Raw genomic sequence first — 20,940 nt, 5'->3', positions numbered from 1 at the left:
GTTGGCTGGTCGACTGCGGCATCATGGCTGCCTGGCCTTCACCTCACCCAGGAGACAGCGATGATCAAAACCGGCGATCAATTGCCCGACGTTACCCTTTATCAATACAACAACGACGCAGGCGCCTGCGCGATCGGCCCCAAGGCCTTTTCCATTCGCGAGCGTTGCAAGCACAAGAAGGTGCTGATCTTCGCGTTGCCGGGCGCGTTCACGCCGACTTGCTCTGAACGTCATGTTCCCGGTTATGTCGCGGCGGCCCCTGCGTTGTTCGCGGCTGGCATTGACGAAATCCTGTGCGTCTCGGTGAACGATGCCTTTGTCATGAACGCCTGGGGCAACAGCTTGCAGGTTGGGGATGCGGTCAAGATGATCGGCGATGGCAATGGCGAATTCAGCGAGGCGCTGGGCCTGACCCAGGACCTTTCGGCACGCGGTTTGGGGCGGCGCTCGCAGCGGTATGCGATGTTGGTCGACGACCAGGTAGTCCAGTACATTGCGGTTGAAAGCCCCGGCAAGTTCGAGGTCAGCGATGCGGCCAGCCTGCTGGCTGTGTTGCGCTAGCCATACCTTTCAGGCCTTGCCGACAACGGCTGTCAGGGCTGCCAGAACACCTTTCGAACCGGCCGCTAACAACAAGGTACAGACGGTTGAAACTTCACCAACTCAGGGCGCTGGTCGCCATTCATAACGCAGGTAGCATCCTCGAAGCCTCCAAGCTCATGCACATTACTCAGCCCGCGCTGAGCCGCTCGATCAAGGAGCTGGAGCGGGAGGTAGGGTTTACCCTGTTGCAGCGGTCGCACAAAGGCATGGCCCTTACCGAGGAAGGCAAGCGTGTCATCCGCCATGCCAACCTCGTGGTAGAGAGCATACGCCGCCTGCAGATCGAAGCGGCGAGCATTCAGGATGCGGCGCTGGGCGCCGTGTCGATCGGGGTGACGTCGTTGACGGCGATGCTCGATGGCGTCGATGAAAGTATCCTGGCCTTTCGGCGCAAGTACCCGCGGGTGAAGATCACCATCACCGACCTGCGTCCCAGCCAGATCCTGCAGCGCTTGCGCGATGGCAGCCTGGACTTTGCCATTACTTCGCAGCAACCGCTGAGTCGGCTGAGCCTGGACTGGGAGGCGCTGGGCAGTATCAAGGGCAGGGTGATTTGCCACGCCTCGAATCGGCAGAAGTTCAGCCAGTCACTGCGCACCTTGCAATACGCCCCCTGGATCAGCCTGGACGAGTTGTCCGACCAGGCTTCGCAGTTTCACCAACTGTTCGAGGCCAACGGCCTTCGGGTGCCACAGAACACCGTTGAATGCACTTCAGTGATGATGGCGCTGAAGCTGTTGAAGAACACGGAATCGTTGATGACCATCAGCGAACTGGCGGTGGACCAAGGGTTTACCTACGGTATCGATTGCGAGTTCGTCGCCATGGCGGTGCAGGAGTTGATTCCGGATTACCCCATCAATCTGGTCTGCATCGACCGCCACAGCCTCACGGCGCCTGCCCAGGAGCTGTTCCACAGCTTGCGCGGGCAGGTGCTCAAGCAGACCCGCCCCGTGGGGTCAGAAGTGGTAGTACATGCCTAGTGAGACGTTGCTTGGGTTATCGCCCGCCTGATCCACCGGGGTGCCGGCGTAGGTGACCGACGAGGCGCGCTGGTTGGCGATCATGCCAAGGCGTCCATAAAGGGCCCAGCGGGGGTTGATGAAGTGGTCATAGCCGATCATCACTCCCCACGCGTCCTTGTCGCGGGCGCTGACCTGGCGTTGCATCACTGCCAGGCGCAGCACGTCCAGCTCGCCCACCGGCGCCATCATGCCGAAGGTGTACAGCGTGGTGCTGGGCGTGCCGGCCTGGTCCACGTCCTGACGTTGCCAGGTGAGGCTGGTGGCCAGCGGGCCGAAATCGTAGAACGCCGACAGGCTCTTGAAATCGTTGGCGGTCTGGCGTGAAGCGCCGCCGTCGTCCCATGGGTCGCTGTAGTAACGGTTGTAGGAGGCCAGCAACATCACCCGGCTGTTGCGGTACTGCAGCCGGGCGCCACCGCCACGCACGGTGCGCCCAGCGCTGGCGGCATCGTCGAAGCCAAAGCTCAGCGCGGTACCGAGGCTGAAGCCACTGAAGGTCGGGCTGGTGTAGGCCAGGGTGTGCTTGGGGCGCAGGTCAAGGTAAAAGGCGCCCTTGCCGGCGGCAGGCAGGGCCAGGTAGGTGTAGGGCGAGCCATAGGTGGCCAGGAACGGGTCGGCGTATGTGGGTGTGGCCATGCCGTAGGTCTTGCCGAACTCGAGCTTGCCCAGGGTGCGCGAGCGCAGGGCGACTGTCGCCAGGCGCAGGGTGCCGACGGTATCCCAGGTGCCCTCCAAGGCCTCGCCATTGAGGTTGAAACCCTCCTCGACGTCAAGCTCCACCACGGTATCGGGGTCAAGCGCCTTGCGTGCGTACAGCCCGAGCTTGTTGGTCCAGGCGCCGCCACCGGCCAGCCTGAAACCCGAGTGGTGCTGTGAGTCGTGATAGCTGGCGAATGCATCCACGGTGCCGTACACCTTGAGCGTGTCATCGAAGCCGTAATCCAGCCCGTAATAACCAAAACCCGGCGCAATCCGCGCGAGCGTCGGAAAACCCTCTGCCTGTGCCTGCGCAGCAAGGCAAGCCCCTTGGATCATCAACAGCAACGACGTAATGCGAGTGTTCATTCACGACTCCAGGCCAGCACGGTGATGTGGTGGCTTTAGCGTCGGTGAACAGAACGTTGCAGCGTGATTGCTTATTCGGTCAGGTCATGCCGTTTGGTTAATCAGGGGCTGGCGCGGCGTGTGGATTGGCGAGCGCATCCGCGTTAGACAGGCTTCGTACCCGCGCCAACGCTGCGCTACGGATGCTGATCTGTGGGCGTTATTGGGGCCGCGCGCGGAGCGAGGGCGGACTGTGCGCCAGCTCAGGGCAATTTGGCCAACGATCGCGCCGGCAAATTGCTCATTGGTTATCCCTATGCCGAAACTGCAAGTGTATTGGGTGCCCGATTGGCTGATATTCGCTGCACGCCGCGATTTGCCAACGGAGACAACAATGATCAGACCGCTACCCACATCGCCGAGCCTGCAAAAAGGTGCGCACTCAGCCGCGCAGGTATCGTCCTCCCGTAAAACCTTGGTCGCCTGCTCGTTGGGCAATGCGCTCGAAATGTACGACTTCACGATCTACAGCTTCTTCGCTGTACTGATCGGCAAGCACTTCTTCCCCTCCGACTCGGCCATGGCGTCGTTGTTGATGTCGCTGGCCACCTTTGGCGTCGGTTTCCTGATGCGCCCGGTCGGGGCGATGGTCATCGGTCGCTATGCTGACCGGCATGGACGCAAGGCCGCTTTGAGCCTGACCATCGGGCTGATGACCCTGGGCACCGCGATGATTGCCTTTGCGCCCACGTATTCACAGATCGGGATTTTCGCCACCTTGCTGCTGGTGACCGGCCGGCTCATCCAGGGCATGTCGGCAGGCGGGGAGGTCGGTACCGCGTCGGTATTCCTGATGGAATCCAGTGCGGTCGGCAATCGCTGCCAGAGCGTCAGCTGGCAGGCCGCCAGCCAAGGCTATGCCGCCTTGGTGGGGGCCGGCTTTGGCCTGGCCCTCAGCCAGTTGCTCGACCCTTCCGCGCTGGAAAGCTGGGGATGGCGCATACCGTTCATCTTCGGCTTGCTGATCGGGCCGGTCGGTTGGTACATACGCACGCGGTTGCCGGAAACCCACGAGGCCGCACCGGCGAATAAGGCAGCGCAGGGGCTGGATGCCGAACTGCTCAAACGCATCGCCCAAGGCATCGGCCTGATGGCCAGCTCGACCATTGGCATGTACCTGTTCGTGTTCTACATGCCGACCTACCTGACCACCGCCTTGCATTATCCACCCGGCAGCGCGATGGCGATTGCCTGCATCAGTAGCGGTTGCATGGCCGTCATCTGCCCGTTGGCCGGCAAATTCGCCGACAAGTATCAGCTCAGAAAACGCCTGCTGGTGTGGACGGTCGCCGCGCCGGTGGTGTTGACCCTGCCCGTGTTCTATCTGCTCGGGCAAGTGCAGCACATGGGCCTGGCCATGATGGGCGTGGCGATCCTGATCTTGCCGACCTGCATCGGTGCCGGTGCGTTCTTCGCGCTGATCATGGAGGGCTTCCCGAAGGCCAGGCGCTCCTTCGGCACCTCGGTCAGCTACAGCCTGGGTGTGACCCTGTTCGGTGGTTTTTCGCCGTTGGTGGCCACCTGGCTGATTGCAGCGTTGGGCACACCGTTGGCGCCAGCCTACTTCCTGCTGGCCGGCGGCGTCGTCAGCCTGGCCTGCCTCAGGTACTTCCCCGAAAACAAAGGATGCGAGTGATATGGGTATTTTGCAGAGCAATCAAACACCGGGCTCAGCCGCCGAGCTGGATGAGTTCGTCATGCTGCGCCGGCAGATCCACGCTGCGCCGGAAATTGGCGGCGACACCCCCGATACGTCGGCCCTGGTAGCCGACAAGCTGCAAGCTTTGGGCTATGAAGTGCATCGCAATGTGGGCGGGCATGGTGTGGTCGGCGTGCTGAAAGTGGGGGACAGCCCGCGCAGCATCGGTTTGCGTGCAGACATGGACGCACTGCCCATGGGCGAAAAGAATGCGTTTGCGCATGCCAGCAAGATCCCCGGCCGCATGCATGCCTGTGGCCATGACGGGCATACCGCGATCCTGCTGGCAGCCGCTGCGCAACTGGCGGCTACACGCCAGTTCAACGGCACGTTGAACGTGATATTCCAGCCCGACGAGGAAGGCCTGGCGGGGGCCAAGGCGATGATCGACGACGGCCTGTTCGAGCGCTTTCCGTGCGACTCGGTGTATGCGCTGCATAACATGCCCGGCCTGCCGGTGGGCACGTGCGTGGTGCAGGCGGGGCCCACCATGGCGTCTTCCGAACGTGTCAGCATTCGGATTACCGGTAAAGGCGGGCATGGTGCGATGCCGGAACTGTCGGTAGACCCGGTGATGGCGTTGAACAGCCTGATCAGTGGCATCCAGACCATCAAGTCGCGCAACCTGAGCGTCGAGGACTACGCCGTGATCAGCATCGGCATGATCCAGGCCGGCACCGTCTACAACATCATCCCTGACGAGGCCTGCATGTTGCTGAGCGTGCGCACTGACACGGCCCAGACCCAGCAGAAGATCAACAGCCGCATCGACGCCCTGGCCAAGGGGCACGCAGAAAGCTATGGCGTGGAGATCGATGTGCAATTCACCCAACTGGCGCCCGCCTTGTGCAACAGCGATCACGAAAGCACGTTGCTGCGTGACAGCCTGAGGCCGTTGTTCGCCGACGGCGCGCTGCTGGACAAGATGCCGAAGAAGGTCATGGGCACCGAAGACTTTGCCTACATGTTGCAGGCGCGGCCTGGCTGTTACTTCATGCTGGGCAATGGCACGGGCGAGTTCCATGGGTGCTCGGTGCATAACCCCCACTACGATTTCAATGATGCGTTGGTGAAGATTGGCGCTGATTGTTGGGTGAAGTGGGTTCAGGACTATCTGCGTTGACCCTGCGTCATCTGCGCTGAAATGGTCTACGCTCTGAGCCGAAGCGCGTCGTGACAGGCTTCATCCCGTTATCGTCGCTCTGGCGATTCACACCGACGGACCAGGCTCGGTCCAAAGAGGGTGCTGCAATGGCGACTATCGACACCGAGAACCTTGCAAAGGGGCTGCAGCAGGTTGAAGCCTGCTGGCAGGCGTATACCTCGTCACAGCGGCTTGTCGAAGGCCTCGCGGGCAGCGACCGGAGCAGTGCCATTGAAACCGCCAACCGCGATTTCACCAGGTTTCAGAACCAGTGCCAGCTGTTTTATGCCGAAGTGCGCAAGAGGGCAGCGGATGCGGACAAGCTGGAGAGCGACATGGCACGGTATCCCCATTACTTTCAGTGACGCCTGATTGAACGTCGCGCTGTGCCCGAGTTCTGACAAGCAAAGGGGACAGCGAGGACGCTTTCATGAGCATCGAACGCACCATTGCCGAGCTTGAAGCCTGGTACGCCCAGTACGACGACATCAGTTACCGGCGCGCGTCACCGGATGCCTACCACCATGAACTGCTTCGCACAGCCGAGGCCCTGCGCGACGACGGTGCCATCGACTGGGACGACTGGTTGGCGCTCAAGGCGCTGGCCGATGAGGCGCATATCCGCGCGCTGGAAGATGCCGTGCAGGCCCATGTGAGCGACCCGGACGCATGAAAGCGCTGAAGATTGCCACCTTCAACATCAATGGCATCCGCAGCCGCTTGCCGGCGCTGCTGGCCTGGCTGGAGCGGGAGCAGCCCGACATTGCCTGCCTGCAGGAGCTGAAGGCGGCCGATCAGCAGTTCCCTCGCGCAGAGCTGGAGGCAGCAGGCTATGGCAGCCTTCATCATGGGCAACCGTCATGGAACGGCGTGGCCATTCTGGTGCGGGGCAGTGATCCGCTCGAGGTTCGCCGCGGCTTGCCCGGCCTGGAAGAGGACAGCCAGAGCCGCTATCTGGAAGCTGCGGCACACGGGGTGTTGGTCGCTTGTCTCTATCTGCCGAACGGCAACCCGCTGCCCGGGCCCAAGTTCGATTACAAGCTGCACTGGTTCGAATGCCTGATCCAGCATGCGCGCAGCCTCCAGGAAAGTGGCCACCCCACGCTGCTGGCAGGGGATTTCAATGTCGTGCCCACCGACATGGACATCTATAACCCGCGTTCCTGGCTGAAGGACGCACTGCTGCAGCCTGAGTCGCGAGCGTGTTACCAACGACTGCTTGACCAGGGCTGGCTCGATGCCATACGCCATCTGTACCCGGACGAGCGTGTCTACACCTTCTGGGACTATTTTCGTAACCACTGGGCCCGCAATGCCGGGTTGCGAATCGATCACCTGTTGCTCAATCGCGAGCTTGCGCCTTATCTGAAACGGGCGGGTGTCGATGCATGGGTGCGCAACCAGGCCAAGGCCAGCGACCATGCGCCCGTCTGGATCGAGCTGGGTACGCGTCGTGCTCGGTCATAGTCAGTTCAGCACATGAACGAGCGCCGGGCTGAGGCGCTCCGACAGTAGCCGACTTCAGATTGCATTCAGATTCGGCCCCGATAATTCCCTCCGTCGCACCTAGGCGGGGGAAACTTCATGACTCAGTCTCATCAATGGCACAGTTTGCTTCCGTTACCCATCGGTAGCCATGCCGATCATCAGGCGCATCTTTCTCTTCACCTTAGCGGCGATCATGGGCGAGGCGAGCTGGAGCACTTCATACACGAGCGCTTTGCCAGTGTGCACCAGGCGGATGTGCAGCATTACCTGCCGGAGCTGCTTGCCTTGCAGGGTAGCCACGGTCGCCTGATCGCGGCGGCAGGCATGCGGCCGGCCAGCGAAGGGCCGCTCTTTCTTGAGCGGTACCTGGACGAGCCTCTGGAATCCGCTGTTTCACGGGTAACCGGTGCCTCACCGGATCGCAACTGCATGGTAGAAGTAGGCAACCTGGCCTCGCTCAGCGCCGGTAGCGCTCGAATAATGATCATCGCCGTGACGTGGTTGCTGGCCATGCGCGGTCTGGAGTGGGTCGCATTCACGGGCGCCGCGACACTGTTCAACAGTTTCCGGCGACTGGGGCTGGTGCCCACTGTTCTGGCCTCAGCGGATCCTGCGCGCTTGCAGGGCCAAGTGGACCAGTGGGGGACCTATTACGACCAGCGACCCCAGGTATTTGCCGGCAACATAGGCGTTGGCTTCGATGCCCTGAAGCAGGCGGGCATGTTCGAGCGGCTTGGGTTTCCCATGTTAGCCCTGGAGACCGGCCATGCGGCATGAACTGACAGCCTTTCAGGCACTGTTGCGCCAGCACGCCGTGGAGCATCCTGACGCCGTGGCCGTTCAGGGCGATGCGCAGCGTTACACCTACCGGCAACTGCTCAACGAAGTCGAATCCCGTGCGAGCTGCTTGCGCAGCCAACCACCGGGAACCTTCGCCGTGGTGCTGGATAACGGGCCCGAAGCGCTATTCTGGGATTTGGCGGCGCTGTTCGCCGAACGCGCCAGTGTGACAGTGCCGCCGTTTTTCAGCGCGACCCAGTTCCAGCACTGCTTGCAGCAAAGCGGAGTGACGGCGGTCGTGTGTGAGGCGCAGTGGGCCGAACAGCTCATTGCGCTTGGCTTTGCCCGGCAGGCGCCAGCTGGCGTGTGGCAGCGTGACAGTTTTGTCGCCCCGGCGCTGCCTGAGGGCACTGCCAAGATCACTTATACCTCCGGTAGCACCGGCACGCCCAAAGGCGTGTGCCTGAGCGCTGAAACCCTGTTGCGTGTGGCGCATGAGCTGGAGGCCGCCAGCCGCCCAACCGCGCCGCAGCGATATCTGGCGGTACTGCCACTGGGCGTTTTGCTGGAAAACCTGGGCGTCTACGCCGCGCTCATGGCTGGCGCTTGTGTGCAGCTCTATCCGCAGCAGCAGTTGGGGATGGGAGGGGCAAGCCAGGTCGATTTCAAGCGCCTGTTGGGCGCAATCGCCCTCAGTGGTGCTCAGAGCCTGATCCTTGTGCCGCAGCTGCTGATGGGGTTGGTGACAGCGATCGAGCGCGGGCTGATGCGGGTCGGCCCACTGCGTTTGGTGGCGGTAGGCGGGGCTCGGGTATCGCCAAGCCTGCTCGCGCGGGCCGAGGCAGTCGGTTTGCCGGTGTTCGAAGGTTACGGCTTGTCCGAGTGCGCCTCGGTAGTGGCGCTCAACCGCACAGGGGCTGTGCGCCCTGGGAGCGTCGGCAAGCCATTGCCGCATGTGCAGGTGCGCATCGCCGAGGATGGCGAAGTCCTGGTGGCCGGCTCGACATTGCTGGGCTACCTGGGAGAGCCGCCTGTAACCGGGCAGTGGTGGGCAACAGGCGATGTAGGCCACCTCGATGAGGATGGCTACCTCTACCTGGATGGCCGCAAGAAGCATCAGTTCATCACCAGCTTCGGGCGCAACGTCAACCCGGAGTGGGTAGAAGCCGAGCTGAGCCAAAGTGGTGTGATCGCCCAGGCTTTCGTGCATGGCGAAGCCTTGCCACGCAACCTTGCCTTGCTCTGGCCGCTGGATCCCGGCATCAGCGACGAGGCCATCGAACAGGCCGTACAGCAATGCAACGCGCGATTGCCCGATTACGCCAGGGTGCACGACTGGCGCCGCTTGCCAGTGCCTCTTAGCACGCTTGACGAAACCCTGACTGCCAATGGCCGCCCGCGACGTGAGGCGATCTTGCAGCGTTACCACACCCTGTTGTCCGACATCTCGTTGTGAGGTTCACAATGTCCTTTTTCGACACCCTGCAAGTACAAACCGCCCAAGAGCGTCAGGCGCTGTTCGCCGTACCGGTGATCCGCGAAGCGCTGGCCGGCCAGGTCAGCCTGGACAGCTACGTCGCCTTCCTGACCCAGGCCTATTACCACGTGCGCCATACCGTGCCGCTGATGATGGCCTGTGGGGCTCGATTGCCGCTGCGGCTGGAGTGGCTGCGCGGCGCGGTCTGCGAATACATTGAGGAGGAATACGGCCACGAGCAGTGGATCCTCAACGACATCAGAGCGTGCGGCGGTGACTGGGAGGCCGTGCGCGATGGCCAGCCGGTGCAATCCATCGAGCTGATGGTCGCCTACCTGTACGACCTGATCGCCCGTGGCAACCCGGTCGGGTTGTTCGGCATGGTCAACGTGCTCGAAGGCACCAGCATCGCCCTGGCCACCCAGGCGGCGGGCGTTATCCAGAACACATTGGCCCTGCCTGACCAGGCGTTCAGCTACCTCAGCTCGCACGGTGCGCTCGACCAGGAGCACATGGTGACCTACAAACGGTTGATGGATCGCCTCGACGATGCCGGTGACCAGCAGGCCGTCCTCCACGCGGCCAAGGTCGTCTACCGCTTGTACACCGAGATGTTCCAGGGCTTGCCGCGTGCCGGGCAGCAAGAGGTGCACCATGCGTTTGGCTGAGTCCGTGGTGATCCTCACCGGCGCCAGTGGGGGCATAGGCCTGGAATTGGCTGAACAGCTCTGCGCTGCCGGTGCCCAGGTGTTGGCCGTCAGTCGGCATATGGGCAAGCTGGCTGGCCTGATGAACCGGTACCCTGATCGTCTGCGCTGGCAGGAGGCCGACCTGCGCAGCCCGTCAGGGCGCGAACAGGTCATCGAGCGGGCACGCGAGATGGGGGCTGTGAATGTGCTGATCAACGCTGCTGGCGTGAATCGCTTCGCTCTGCTCGACCAGCTGGATGAGTATGCGTTGGACGAGCTATTGGACATCAACCTGAAGGCTCCCCTGCAACTGACCCGCGCCTGCCTGCCGTTGCTGCGCGCTCAGCCCAAGGCGTTGGTGGTCAATGTCGGGTCGACCTATGGCTCGATCGGCTACCCCGGCTACGCCACCTACTGCGCCAGCAAGTTTGCGCTGCGTGGTTTTTCGCAAGCGCTGCGCCGCGAGTTGGCCGACACCACGGTGAACGTGCTGTATGCCGCCCCCCGGGCGACCCGCACAACGATGAACAGCAGCGCTGCGACTGCGCTCAATCAAGCGCTGAAAGTTGGTATGGACGACCCGGCGGACGTCGCCCGTGCTGTGCTCCAGGCGGTGCAATCCGAGCGCACCGAGCTTTACCTGGGGTGGCCGGAAAAGCTCTTCGTGCGTATCAACGGCATGTTGCCGGGCATGGTCGATCGCGCTCTACGCAAGCAACTGCCAGTCATTCGCCGCTATATCGGCAGCCACTCCAAGGAGTCGAACAAATGAAGCGTCTGTTCATTGCCAGCTTGCTGGCATTTGCACCCTTCACCTGGGCATTGGACCAGGCAGGCAGCCAGCGCCTGAGTGATCTGCAGCAGCGCTGGGCGCAGATTCAGTACCAAATGCCCAAGGATAAGCGTGCCGACGCCTTCGAAAAGCTGGCAGGCGATGCTGCAACGTTTGTTCGTCAGTATCCCGGCACACCTGAACCCTTGATCTGGGAGGGCATCATCAACAGCAGTTGGGCGGGGGCGACGGGTGGCCTCGGTGCACTGGGCAAGGTCAAGGCGGCGAAAGCTAGCCTGGAGCAGGCCATGAAATTGGACCCCGCCGCCCTGCAAGGTTCGGCTTACACCAGCCTGGGCACGCTGTATGACCAGGTGCCAGGCTGGCCTATCGGTTTCGGTGATGCCGAGATGGCCGACAAGATGCTGCGCAAAGCCTTGCAGATCAACCCCAACGGTATCGACAGCAACTATTTCTGGGCCGATCATCTGTATCGGCAGAAGCGCTACCCTGAAGCTACCGCCGCCCTGCAGAAAGCCTTGCAGGCACCGCCCCGGCCGGGGCGTGAGTTGGCTGACCAGGGCCGGCGTGCCGATATCGATGCTTTACTCAAGACCATCAAGGACAAACAGGACTGAACATGCGGCTGTTGCTGGTTGAGGATGACATCGCACTGGGGGAAGGGATCTGCGACGGCTTGCGCCAGGAGGGTTACACCCTTGACTGGTTGCGGGACGGTGTCAGTGGCTTGCATGCGTTGCAGCACGAGACCTTCGACCTGGTGATCCTGGATCTTGGATTGCCCCGCATGGATGGCCTTGAGCTACTCAGGCGATTACGCGCCGGCGGCGACAGCTTGCCGGTGCTGATCCTCACCGCGCGGGATGCCCTCGATGATCGCATTGCCGGCCTGGATGCCGGCGCCGATGATTACCTGGTCAAGCCTTTTGACCTCAATGAGCTCAAGGCACGCCTGCGCGCCTTGCTGCGGCGCAGCGTCGGGCGCGCCAAGGTGCTGATCGAGCATGCCGGGGTCAGCCTGGACCCGACCACCCAGCAAGTGCAATACAACGGCGTCGAGGTTGTGCTCACTCCCAAAGAGTATGTGCTGTTGCATGAGTTGCTGGCACAGCCGGGCAAGGTATTCACACGTGAGCGCCTGACTCAACTGCTGTATGGCTGGGATGAAGAGCCGGAGAGCAACACGCTGGAGGTGAACATCTACCATTTGCGCAAGAAGCTGTTCAACGGCCTGATTCGCACGGTGCGCGGAATTGGCTATCTGGTCGAGGTCAAGGCATGACCTCGCTTCGCCAGCGCACGCTGTGGCGCGTGATGCTCTTGCTGCTACTCGGTACCGGCTTGCTCGCGCTCTATAACTACCACGACAGCAGCCACGAAATTAACGAGGTATATGACGCGCACCTGGCCCAGAACGCGCGTTTGCTGCAAGGCGTGATGAGCATGCCGGTACAAGAGGGCTCGCGTGAGGCGCTGTATCAGGCCTTCAACGATGCCTTGGGCAAAGCGGGGCGGCATCAGGTGGGGCACCCTTACGAAAGCAAGCTGGCATTCCAGGTCTGGGGTGAAGGCATGGCGTTGCTGGTGCATACACCCAGTGCGCCACCCATCGACCCACCACCCACTGCTCCAGGGTTCTACGACTTTTCCAGTGGCGGTGAACAATGGCGCGGTTTCGTTTTGCCGGTGCCGGAAAAACACTGGCTTATCTGGGTGGGGGAGCGTGATGATGTGCGCTACGACCTGATCGACCGCATCGTTCGCCACACGCTGTTCCCGTTCCTGCTTGGCAGCCTGGCGTTGGCACTGCTGGTGTGGGCTGCGATCGGCTGGGGGCTGCGGCCACTGCAGAACATGGCCAATGTCATCCGCAGGCGTCATGCAGATTCGCTGGAGCCGCTGCAACTGGTACCGCTTCCCACTGAACTGGAGCCCATGCAGGCGGCCATCAATCGCTTGCTGGCGCAGATCGACGATCTGCTGCGGCGTGAACATCGCTTCATTGCCGATGCTGCCCACGAAATGCGTACGCCTCTGGCCGTATTGCGCCTGCACGCGCAGAACGCGCTGGCCGCCAGCAATGATGCCGAGCGCCAGAAAGCCCTGGGCTTTCTTGTGGGCGGGGTCGATCGGCTGACACGGGTGGTCAACCAGTTGCTGACCTTGGCCCGCGTCGAGCCAAGACTGGGGCAGCGAGCCAGCACCCGGATCGACCTGGCCGAGGTCGTCACCGAAACCCTGGCTGAACTGACCCCATGGATACTGGACCGTGGCCTGGAACCCTCGCTGGACATCGACGAAGGGGACCACCACCTGCAGATCGACGCCGGCGCGCTGGGCATTGCGCTACAGAACCTGGTGTCCAACGCGGTAGAACACTCACCGCCTGGGGGGCGCATCGCCGTGTCACTGCGGCGTCTGGACAGCAGCGTCGAACTGGTCGTCGAGGATGAAGGGACGGGCATCGATGAGGAGAGCCTGTCCCGTGTATTCGAGCGCTTTTACAGCCGAAATAGCCCAAATGGTGCAGGCCTTGGGCTGTCCATCGTCGCGACCATCATCGACCGTATGGGGGGGCAGGTACGCCTTGAAAACAGAGCGGGTGGCGGGCTGGCCGCTACCTTGTCGTTTCCACTGTCTTGAATCACCTTTGCTTCAGATGGATCGCTGATTGACCCGCTCAGATAGCTGCTCGGCGCTTTCCTTGCGCTCCGAATAGCGATCGACCAGGAATGCCTGGCGGTCGCGCAGCAGCACGGTAAACTTCACCAGCTCCTCCATGACATCAACCACGCGATCGTAGTACGGCGATGGCTTCATCCGCCCGGCGTCGTCGAACTCCAGATAAGCCTTGGGTACCGAAGACTGGTTCGGGATGGTGAACATCCGCATCCAGCGGCCCAGCACGCGCAACTGGTTGACCACGTTGAACGACTGCGAGCCGCCGCACACCTGCATCACGGCCAGGGTCTTGCCTTGGGTGGGGCGCAATGCCCCCAGCGCCAAGGGAATCCAGTCGATCTGTGCCTTGAACACCGCCGACATCGCCCCATGGCGCTCTGGCGAGCACCACACCTGGCCTTCTGACCATTGCACCAGTTCACGCAGCTCCTGCACCTTGGGATGCTCTACGGGTACATCGTCAGGCAGCGGCAGGCCCGACGGGTCGAAGGTGCGGGTTTCGGCACCGAAGTGCTCCAGGAGGCGCGCGGCTTCTTCTACCAGCAAGCGACTGAAGGAGCGTTCTCGGGTAGACCCGTACAGCAGCAGGATGCGAGGTTTGTGTTCGCAGGTCGGGGTTGCCGAAGGCGGCAGGTCGAACAGCGTGAGGTCGAGGTTAGGCAGTTGCTCGGACATGTTTTCTTCCTGTTCAAAGCGAGCCGATGCGATCCAGCGCGTGCTTGAGCTGCTCGCGGTCGAGGTGATCGAACGGCAGCGCGAAGAAGGCCTGGCAGCGAGACTCGATACGGGCCAGTGTGGCCCGGAAAGCCGCATCGACCGTAGCTTCGTCACCCACGACATCGGAGGGGTCTTCCAGCCCCCAATGCGACTTCAACGCAGGGCCGAAATACACCGGGCAGGCTTCGCCCGCTGCCTTGTCGCAGACGGTGATGACGATGTCGGGTGGGTTGCCCTCGAACGCATCGTTGCCTTTGCTGCTCAAGCCCTCGGTCGAGATATTGGCCTGCTGCAACGTGCTCAGGCTGCGTGGCAGCACCTGGCCCTTGGGAAAACTGCCAGCGCTGACTGCCTCGAAACCGGGCGGTGCCAGGTGGTTGAACATTGCTTCGGAAAGGATGCTGCGGCAGCTGTTGGCCGTGCACATGAACAGGACTCGCATGGAGGGCTCCTCCGCTGGGGGGCGAACGTCAGAGGCTCAGGCGCAGTGCCAGAGCAGAAAGGGTGATCAGCAGAACCGGTACCGTGAGCAGCAGGCCGACCTTGAAGTAGTAACCCCAGGTGATGCGCACGCCTTTACGCGCCAGCACATGCAGCCAAAGCAGCGTGGCGAGGCTGCCGATCGGGGTGATCTTCGGTCCGAGGTCGCAACCGATGACGTTGGCGTAGATCATCGCCTCACGTACCAGGCCCTCTGCACCGCTGGCCTGGATCGACAATGCGCCGATCAGCACGCTGGGCATGTTGTTCATGACTGAGGACAGCAGGGCGGAAATCAACCCGGTGCCAATGGCCGCGCTCCACAGGCCCTGCTCGGCAAGCGTGTCCAGCAGGTGGGTGAGCATGTCGGTAAGGCCGGCGTTCTTCAGGCCGTACACCACCAGATACATGCCCAGCGAAAATATCACCACCTGCCACGGCGCTTCCCGCAGCACGCGACGGGTTGAGATGCGGTGACCGCGAGCGGCCACGGCAAAGAGGATTGCGGCGCAGACGGCGGCCACCGCACTGATCGGGATGCCCAGAGGTTCCAGTGCGAACAGGCCTGCAAGCAGCACCAGCAGCACCCACCCACCGACTTTGAAGGTGGCGTGGTCATGAATTGCCTCGCTCGGCGCCTTCAGCGCATCGAGCGCGTACTGCTTGGGGATATCACGACGGAAGTACAGGAATAGCACCAGCAGGGTGGCCGCCACGCTGGCGATGTTCACCGGCACCATCACCGATGCGTATTCGGCGAAGCCCAGGCCGAAGTAGTCGGCCGAGACGATGTTGACCAGGTTGGAGACCACCAGCGGCAGGCTTGCCGTGTCGGCAATGAAGCCTGCTGCCATGACAAAGGCCAGTGTCGCTGCAGGTGAGAAGCGCAGCGCGAGCAGCATCGACATGACGATGGGGGTGAGGATCAGCGCCGCACCGTCGTTGGCGAACAGCGCCGATACAGCGGCGCCGAGCAGTACGCAGAAGGCGAACAGGCGGTGGCCGCTGCCGTTTGCCCAGCGTGCCACATGCAATGCGGCCCATTCGAAGAAACCCGCCTCATCCAGCAGCAAGCTGATGATGATGACCGCGATGAACGTGGCGGTGGCGTTCCAGACAATGGCCCATACGGCAGGGATGTCATGCAGGGAAACTACGCCTGTAGCCAGGGCGATGATGGCGCCTAGCGCGGCGCTCCAGCCAACACCGAGCCCCTTGGGCTGCCAGATGACCAGTATGAGGGTGAACACGAAGACAGCAATGGCGGGCAGCATGAAAATCTCGCTTGGTGATGATCAGCAGCAGACGGAATCACGCACGGGGCGACCGTCCATGTTCTTCAGCCGAAGGGCATTGTCAGCCAGCCATTGCGAATTGGCCTGCAAGGTGACCTGCAGCATTTCGTGAACCCAGGAAGGCAGCTCCGGATTCAGGCGGTAATACACCCACTGGCCCTGACGGCGATCCAGCAGCATGCCATTGCTGCGCAGTTGTGCCAGATGGCGACTGATCTTGGGTTGGCTGTCGTTGAGCGCGCACATCAGCTCGCAGACGCACAGTTCGCCCAGGCTGGCGATAAGCAGAGTGGCGCGAGCGCGGGTTTCGTCAGAGAGGCTTTTGAAGACATCGGGCGGTGTGATCATGGGGGTGCCTGTACATACGGAAAACCGAATATACGTATTTCCATATGTGCTAGCAAGCCTTCCTGGGCTTGTGCGCTTGCAGCTCGCCGTCGCCACGCCCTTCGGTCGACAAAAGCAGGGTTTTGGCAGGCTTCAGACGCTGATGGCAATGCAGGGTGTATAGTGCTTGCTCGGGTGACTGTCGTTCAGTGGCTCATAACCGAGATGCCAACATGTCCCAGACGTACCCCAGCGCGGCCCAAAAAGCCCATGTGCGCATCTGCGAGCAGGTCGAGGCCTTCCTTCAGCATGGCGGCCGCATTCAGCAGGTAGCGATCGGTGTCACCGGCTACGCTGAAGGTGTCTCCAGGGCGCAGTGGAAGAATGGGCGCACTGCAAAGCCTTGAGGAGGCCAGCCGCCGCCGGGAAACGTTCCTTTCAAGTGGTGGTTCATGGCTTGTGCATTCGCGAAGCGGAGACCGGGGTGGTCTTGAGCACCCCATCATCGAAGAGCTGGCCAAGGTGGCGCACCTGAGCACTCGGCAGTTCACCCGTGTATTCGGTGGTTCCATCATGGATAACGCTCAGGAGGGGTTTTCGGGTTGACCTCGGGAAGTGCTCGTCAGCAGGTGATAAGGCGTAGCATCAGCGCCGCCCTGAACCTTCTCTGAAGGCGCTTTCCTTGAAGCGCGTTTATTCTTGCGCCACCCCCTCAGGTTCATCAGGCACAACACAAGCTGCAGCACAATCAAAGCCCAGGCCTGGGCATGCCACCCCCAGACTGACCACAGTATGTTGCTGGCGATAAAACAGCAGAAGCCCACCATGCGCCGTCCTGGACGGTGCGACCCGATACACCAGGCTGCCACCACCGTGACCAGCATGGCCGGCCACTCCAGCAAGTCGATCCAGCTCTCCATCGAAGCGAGTCCCAAACATTAATCCCTGGCGTCAGGCCGGGCCGGTCGTGCCCGACCCGGCTGGCGCCTTTGATTCAAGCGGCCCGTTGCTCACCCTTGAGCAGTTTTTTCTGGGCTTGCATGGCGAGCCCCAGCTCGTCCAGTTGGTCTTTGCCGAGGAGCTTTTTCGCGGTGGGGAAGAGCTCTTCCTCCTCTTCTTCGATGTGATGCTCAAGCAGCTCCTTCATCACCTTGACCCGACCGGCGAACTCAAGCGTGCCTGGTTGCGTATGAAGCAGATCAGGCAGCACCAGGGCGTCGACAGTCCGGTGTTCTTCCTTGGCTTCGTAATACATCTTGGCTTCCTCTTTACCACCGGCTTGCTTGATCGCCGGGTAGAGGATGTCCTCCTCCAGAGCGGTATGGATTTGCAGTTCCTGCTCAATGCGTTGCAGCAGTTCGGCGCGTTTCTTCACGGCACGCTCTGTGGTCGCACAGAGCTCTTCCAGCAGCTTCTTGACTAATTTATGGTCTTGAACCAGCAGGTCGATAGCATTCATGGTGTCACCTCGTCGCGGGCGAATGAAAAATGGCTTGCATGAGGTTGAGTAGCAGTGGGCGGCAGGGTTCAACGCTAATGACGTCTGGTAGGGCACGCGTCAAGCCCAGGCTCTATACCGCTCTGCCAGAGGCGCCGAGGCCCGCGTCAGCAGGCCTCCGCAGCACGATCACAGAATAGGTTTGCCTCCCGTCACGGCGTAACGCGAACCCGAGATGTAGCTGGCTTCATCGGACCCCAGCAAGACATAGATTGGCGCCACCTCCACAGGTTGACCCGGCCGTCCCATCGGGTAACCGGAACCGAAGTTTCTCACCGCCTCATCAGGCATGGTGGCCGGGATCAGCGGGGTCCAGATCGGGCCGGGTGCGACGCTGTTGACGCGAATGCCCTGCTTGCCCAGCAGTTGCGCAAGGCCTGCAGTGAAATTGGCAATAGCCCCTTTGGTCGCGGCATAGGCCAACAGGCTGGGTGACGGGTCGTCAGAGTTGACCGAACTGGTGTTGATGATCGAACCGCCCTTTGGCATCGAGGGCAAAGCGCGCTGGCAAATGCGGAAAATGGCGGTGATGTTGGTATCGAAGGTCTTCACCCATTCATCGTCATCAATGTCGTCCAGGCTTTCATGGGCCATCTGGAACGCGGCGTTGTTGACCAGGATATCGATGCGACCAAACTGCGCCACGGTCTTGTCGACGATGTCGTGGCAGTGCTGTTTCTGTGCCAGGTCGCCGGGCAGCAGCAGGCACTGGCGGCCAGCCGCTTTGACCCAGCGCGCGGTTTCCTGCGCATCGTCGTGTTCATTCAGATAGGCAATGGCAACGTCAGCGCCTTCTCGGGCATAGGCAATCGCCACCGCACGCCCGATGCCGCTGTCAGCACCGGTTATCAAGGCGATCTTGCCTGCGAGGCGATTGTTGCCGGTGTAGCTCTGCTCACCGCAGTCCGGATACGGATCCATCTTGCGCTGGGAACCGGGAACGCTTTGCGGTTGGGATGGGAATGGAGGGGTAGGGTAGTCGCTCATGCTGGAAGCTCCTGCAGGGTTGGAACGCTCATTCCCGTTCGAAAGGCGCGCCAGGCCAGTGTTGAAGTGGATCTTCGTGCTGAGCGACGAGCGGTTGATGCACCCATTCCCAGTGAATTTTTACCCTCCGCCTAGCTCTACCGCTGACGGGGCTTGCTGGCATGGGTGAGGCCCACGTCATCAAGGAGTCTGCAGTGCCTCGAATCATCACGCCTTCCACGCCGGAACATGAGATCGATCAGACGAACGAGAGGATGTTCGGTACGCCCAAGGAGCGGCTGGATTTCTATCGACGCGAAATTCAGTATGAGACCACCATCCTGGCCAACCGTACCGACGCTTATCTTGCGGCCCAGTCGTTCCTGGTGATCGCCTACGTGTCATCGATGGGTAACCTTAACCAAAGCTGGGGCGAAATGTTCACCCTGATGGTCCCGGCTTTTCTCGCACTGCTCGGCGTGCTCAGTACACTGAATGCCTGGCCTGGCATCCGCGCGGCCTTCCGGATTATCGAGCACTGGCAGATGAAGCAGAGCCACTTGCTGCGCAGCGAACCGCTGATGGGGCTGGCCTATGACGAGTCGCCGCTGTTCTGCGAGGCTGAAACCTCTCAGGCGGGGCACCGCAAATCGCTGCTGTTTTCCTTGCGCACGCCCTGGATTTTCCTGTGCTTCTGGGTGTTGCTGGGCAGTTATTCGGTTTTCATCCAGCTGGCGTGATCAGTGCGTGCTGGTCGGCATCATGGGCGACCAGCACGCACTGAGCAGTAGCAGGTTCAGTCTGCCAGTGCCTTGATCAACTGCTCATTGAAGGCGGGGATATCGTCCGGCTGGCGGCTGGTGATGAGGTTGCCATCGACCACCACTTGTTCATCCACCCACGTACCGCCCGCGTTGCGAATGTCATCTTGCAAGGTCTTGTAGCTGGTCATTCGTTTGCCTTTGGCCAACCCGCTCGATATCAGCAGCCACGCGCCGTGGCAGATAACCGCCAGCGGCCTGCCGGCCGCATCATGGCTTTTTACCAGTTTCTGCGCACCGGGGATCAAGCGAATCGTGTCGGAGTTCTGCACACCGCCGGGCAGCACCAAGGCGTCGTAGAGGTCAAGCTGCGCACTGTCGAAAGTCGCATCCACGCTGAACGCGTCGGCGGGTTTGTCATGGTTCCAGCCACGTACCGTGCCTTCTTTCTCGCTCAGGATATCGACCACCGCGCCGCTGTTTTCCAAGGCTTCACGCGGGCCGGTCAGTTCCACCTGTTCAAAGCCATCGGTGACCAGAAAGGCCACGCGCTTGCCGTTCAATTGTGCACTCATCATTTTCTCCTCGTGCTGATAGGCCTTTCATAAGGGCCTGCAAACAGCGAGCAAAGTTCCTGCTCGATGCCTGGCGGTATGGGGAGAACCTGCTAACGGTTGCGCACGGTATCCAATGCAGGCGACCAGACCGTATGACCGCAACGTGAACACGCCAGGGTGTCATGAGGCTCATGGTAGGCCGGGAAACCACAGCTCACGCAGCAATGCACCCCGGCGCCGGGCGGCGATGTGTACTCCGGGCGATGCTCGACCGGCAGCACTGACAGGCCTGGGCGTGTGTCTTGCTGATCGTAGAAATACAAACTGAGATCGCCATCGGTTTCCAGAAGGCCCAGTCGAACCTGGCCCAGGTGCTCGACACCTTGCTGGCGTAGCTCCATGAACAGCTCATTCGGTGAAATGTTCATGTGACGCAGCGAATGGATTTCGTACATGCCATCTTTCACTACCGTGACCGGCAGCCCGTCGATCCAGGCCTCGCAGGTTCTGTTTCGCCTCATGAGGTAGACCGTTCCTCGGTAAAGCATGAACAGCGTGAGGAAAACCAAGGCCACCGGAAGCAGCGGTACGTCCTCGTAAAAGGTCACATCGCCGGCAGCTGAGCCCAGGGTGAGAATGACCACGAGCTCGAACCGGGACAGCTGTCTGATCCCGCGCCGGCCACTGAATTTCAGAAAGAAGAACACGGCCAGGAAGGCCGCTGAAACACGCACAGCAACTTCCAGCAGAAAGGTAAAAGGGAAGTCGCCTATCAGCATCCGTTGCAGATCAAACGAAACCATTCGTTCCACCCTTCCTTCTGCCGTTGTCAGATAAAGGGTTGACCGTTCGCGC

The 20,940-nt window shown here is 61.4% G+C and carries 25 protein-coding genes and 1 pseudogene; 16 read left to right on the top strand and 10 right to left on the bottom strand.

Features of this window, described 5'->3' with window-relative positions:
* Positions 1–60 precede the first annotated feature (60 nt).
* Positions 61–561 (top strand): peroxiredoxin, encoded by a 501-nt coding sequence (locus LU682_RS17125; protein ID WP_010953616.1) that lies wholly within the window; start codon positions 61–63, stop codon positions 559–561.
* Between the two features lie 86 nt (positions 562–647).
* On the top strand, positions 648–1,586 hold the full coding sequence (locus tag LU682_RS17120) for a LysR family transcriptional regulator (protein WP_010953617.1): 939 nt from the start codon (positions 648–650) through the stop codon (positions 1,584–1,586).
* Here the strand turns inward: LU682_RS17120 and LU682_RS17115 are convergent.
* Positions 1,563–2,693 (bottom strand): porin, encoded by a 1,131-nt coding sequence (locus LU682_RS17115; RefSeq protein ID WP_010953618.1) that lies wholly within the window; start codon positions 2,691–2,693, stop codon positions 1,563–1,565. The two genes, LU682_RS17120 and LU682_RS17115, sit on opposite strands and share 24 nt — an antisense overlap.
* A gap of 373 nt (positions 2,694–3,066) precedes the next feature.
* Between LU682_RS17115 and LU682_RS17110 the strand changes: the two genes are divergently transcribed.
* From LU682_RS17110 to LU682_RS17055, 12 genes are all read left to right on the top strand, one after another.
* The gene (locus tag LU682_RS17110) at positions 3,067–4,368 is read left to right on the top strand and encodes an MFS transporter (RefSeq protein WP_049586256.1); all 1,302 of its coding nucleotides are present in this window, start codon (positions 3,067–3,069) and stop codon (positions 4,366–4,368) included.
* A 1-nt stretch (position 4,369) separates the two neighbouring features.
* The gene (locus LU682_RS17105; RefSeq protein ID WP_010953620.1) at positions 4,370–5,554 is read left to right on the top strand and encodes a M20 aminoacylase family protein; all 1,185 of its coding nucleotides are present in this window, start codon (positions 4,370–4,372) and stop codon (positions 5,552–5,554) included.
* Positions 5,555–5,682: 128 nt separating this feature from the next.
* Positions 5,683–5,940 (top strand): hypothetical protein, encoded by a 258-nt coding sequence (locus tag LU682_RS17100; protein ID WP_003254043.1) that lies wholly within the window; start codon positions 5,683–5,685, stop codon positions 5,938–5,940.
* A gap of 65 nt (positions 5,941–6,005) precedes the next feature.
* Positions 6,006–6,248 (top strand): hypothetical protein, encoded by a 243-nt coding sequence (locus LU682_RS17095; protein WP_010953622.1) that lies wholly within the window; start codon positions 6,006–6,008, stop codon positions 6,246–6,248.
* A complete protein-coding gene (gene xth / locus LU682_RS17090) occupies positions 6,245–7,042 on the top strand; it encodes an exodeoxyribonuclease III (RefSeq protein ID WP_010953623.1) in 798 nt (265 codons plus the stop codon). Before LU682_RS17095 ends, xth begins: the two co-directional genes overlap by 4 nt.
* Positions 7,043–7,159: 117 nt before the next feature.
* Positions 7,160–7,840, top strand: coding sequence for a thermostable hemolysin (locus tag LU682_RS17085; protein ID WP_010953624.1), 681 nt, complete (start codon positions 7,160–7,162; stop codon positions 7,838–7,840).
* Positions 7,830–9,299: an AMP-binding protein gene (locus LU682_RS17080; protein ID WP_060488890.1), complete on the top strand. Its 1,470-nt coding sequence runs from the start codon at positions 7,830–7,832 to the stop codon at positions 9,297–9,299. The genes LU682_RS17085 and LU682_RS17080 overlap by 11 nt, the downstream gene beginning before the upstream one ends.
* Before the next feature lie 8 nt (positions 9,300–9,307).
* Positions 9,308–9,988: an iron-containing redox enzyme family protein gene (locus LU682_RS17075; RefSeq protein ID WP_010953626.1), complete on the top strand. Its 681-nt coding sequence runs from the start codon at positions 9,308–9,310 to the stop codon at positions 9,986–9,988.
* Complete coding sequence (locus LU682_RS17070) at positions 9,975–10,781, top strand: SDR family oxidoreductase (RefSeq protein ID WP_010953627.1); 807 nt, start codon at positions 9,975–9,977, stop codon at positions 10,779–10,781. Before LU682_RS17075 ends, LU682_RS17070 begins: the two co-directional genes overlap by 14 nt.
* Positions 10,778–11,419, top strand: coding sequence for a hypothetical protein (locus tag LU682_RS17065; protein ID WP_010953628.1), 642 nt, complete (start codon positions 10,778–10,780; stop codon positions 11,417–11,419). Before LU682_RS17070 ends, LU682_RS17065 begins: the two co-directional genes overlap by 4 nt.
* A gap of 2 nt (positions 11,420–11,421) precedes the next feature.
* Positions 11,422–12,084: a response regulator gene (locus tag LU682_RS17060; RefSeq protein ID WP_010953629.1), complete on the top strand. Its 663-nt coding sequence runs from the start codon at positions 11,422–11,424 to the stop codon at positions 12,082–12,084.
* Entirely contained in the window at positions 12,081–13,445 is a 1,365-nt protein-coding gene (locus LU682_RS17055) for a sensor histidine kinase (RefSeq protein ID WP_010953630.1), read from the top strand. Before LU682_RS17060 ends, LU682_RS17055 begins: the two co-directional genes overlap by 4 nt.
* A 12-nt stretch (positions 13,446–13,457) precedes the next feature.
* Here LU682_RS17055 and arsH read toward each other — a convergent pair whose 3' ends face one another.
* The 4 genes from arsH to LU682_RS17035 are packed head-to-tail and all read right to left on the bottom strand — an operon-like array spanning position 13,458 to position 16,324.
* On the bottom strand, positions 13,458–14,159 hold the full coding sequence (gene arsH / locus LU682_RS17050) for an arsenical resistance protein ArsH (RefSeq protein ID WP_010953631.1): 702 nt from the start codon (positions 14,157–14,159) through the stop codon (positions 13,458–13,460).
* 13 nt (positions 14,160–14,172) lie between these two features.
* Positions 14,173–14,643 (bottom strand): arsenate reductase ArsC, encoded by a 471-nt coding sequence (locus LU682_RS17045; protein WP_010953632.1) that lies wholly within the window; start codon positions 14,641–14,643, stop codon positions 14,173–14,175.
* Positions 14,644–14,671: 28 nt separating this feature from the next.
* Complete coding sequence (gene arsB, locus LU682_RS17040) at positions 14,672–15,955, bottom strand: arsenical efflux pump membrane protein ArsB (RefSeq protein ID WP_010953633.1); 1,284 nt, start codon at positions 15,953–15,955, stop codon at positions 14,672–14,674.
* A gap of 21 nt (positions 15,956–15,976) precedes the next feature.
* Complete coding sequence (locus tag LU682_RS17035; protein ID WP_010953634.1) at positions 15,977–16,324, bottom strand: metalloregulator ArsR/SmtB family transcription factor; 348 nt, start codon at positions 16,322–16,324, stop codon at positions 15,977–15,979.
* A 212-nt stretch (positions 16,325–16,536) separates the two neighbouring features.
* Here LU682_RS17035 and LU682_RS17030 point away from each other — a divergent pair, with 212 nt between their 5' ends.
* On the top strand, positions 16,537–16,710 hold the full coding sequence (locus tag LU682_RS17030) for a hypothetical protein (protein ID WP_154070658.1): 174 nt from the start codon (positions 16,537–16,539) through the stop codon (positions 16,708–16,710).
* A gap of 288 nt (positions 16,711–16,998) precedes the next feature.
* Here the strand turns inward: LU682_RS17030 and LU682_RS17025 are convergent.
* The 3 genes and pseudogenes from LU682_RS17025 to LU682_RS17015 all read right to left on the bottom strand — a co-directional run.
* Positions 16,999–17,223, bottom strand: a pseudogene (locus tag LU682_RS17025) (hypothetical protein); the annotation flags it as partial.
* Between the two features lie 74 nt (positions 17,224–17,297).
* The gene (locus tag LU682_RS17020) at positions 17,298–17,762 is read right to left on the bottom strand and encodes a PA2171 family ribosome-binding persister protein (RefSeq protein WP_010953638.1); all 465 of its coding nucleotides are present in this window, start codon (positions 17,760–17,762) and stop codon (positions 17,298–17,300) included.
* Positions 17,763–17,930: 168 nt separating this feature from the next.
* Complete coding sequence (locus tag LU682_RS17015) at positions 17,931–18,788, bottom strand: glucose 1-dehydrogenase (protein ID WP_010953639.1); 858 nt, start codon at positions 18,786–18,788, stop codon at positions 17,931–17,933.
* Positions 18,789–18,982: 194 nt separating this feature from the next.
* Between LU682_RS17015 and LU682_RS17010 the strand changes: the two genes are divergently transcribed.
* Entirely contained in the window at positions 18,983–19,507 is a 525-nt protein-coding gene (locus LU682_RS17010) for a hypothetical protein (protein WP_010953640.1), read from the top strand.
* Positions 19,508–19,563: 56 nt separating this feature from the next.
* On the opposite strand, the gene LU682_RS17005 is transcribed toward LU682_RS17010, so the two are convergent.
* Together LU682_RS17005 and LU682_RS17000 are read right to left on the bottom strand one after the other, a co-directional pair.
* Positions 19,564–20,103 carry a type 1 glutamine amidotransferase domain-containing protein gene (locus LU682_RS17005; RefSeq protein WP_049586245.1) on the bottom strand — a complete coding sequence of 180 codons (540 nt, stop codon included), beginning with the start codon at positions 20,101–20,103 and terminating at the stop codon, positions 19,564–19,566.
* A 92-nt stretch (positions 20,104–20,195) separates the two neighbouring features.
* The gene (locus tag LU682_RS17000; protein WP_010953642.1) at positions 20,196–20,888 is read right to left on the bottom strand and encodes a DUF421 domain-containing protein; all 693 of its coding nucleotides are present in this window, start codon (positions 20,886–20,888) and stop codon (positions 20,196–20,198) included.
* Between the last annotated feature and the right edge of the window lie 52 nt (positions 20,889–20,940).

Origin of the sequence: Pseudomonas alloputida (assembly GCF_021283545.2) — a bacterium.
Taxonomy (GTDB): Bacteria; Pseudomonadota; Gammaproteobacteria; order Pseudomonadales; family Pseudomonadaceae; genus Aquipseudomonas; species Aquipseudomonas alloputida.
The sequence above is the reverse complement of the archived record's forward strand: the minus strand, read 5'-3'. Positions and strand labels throughout refer to the sequence as shown.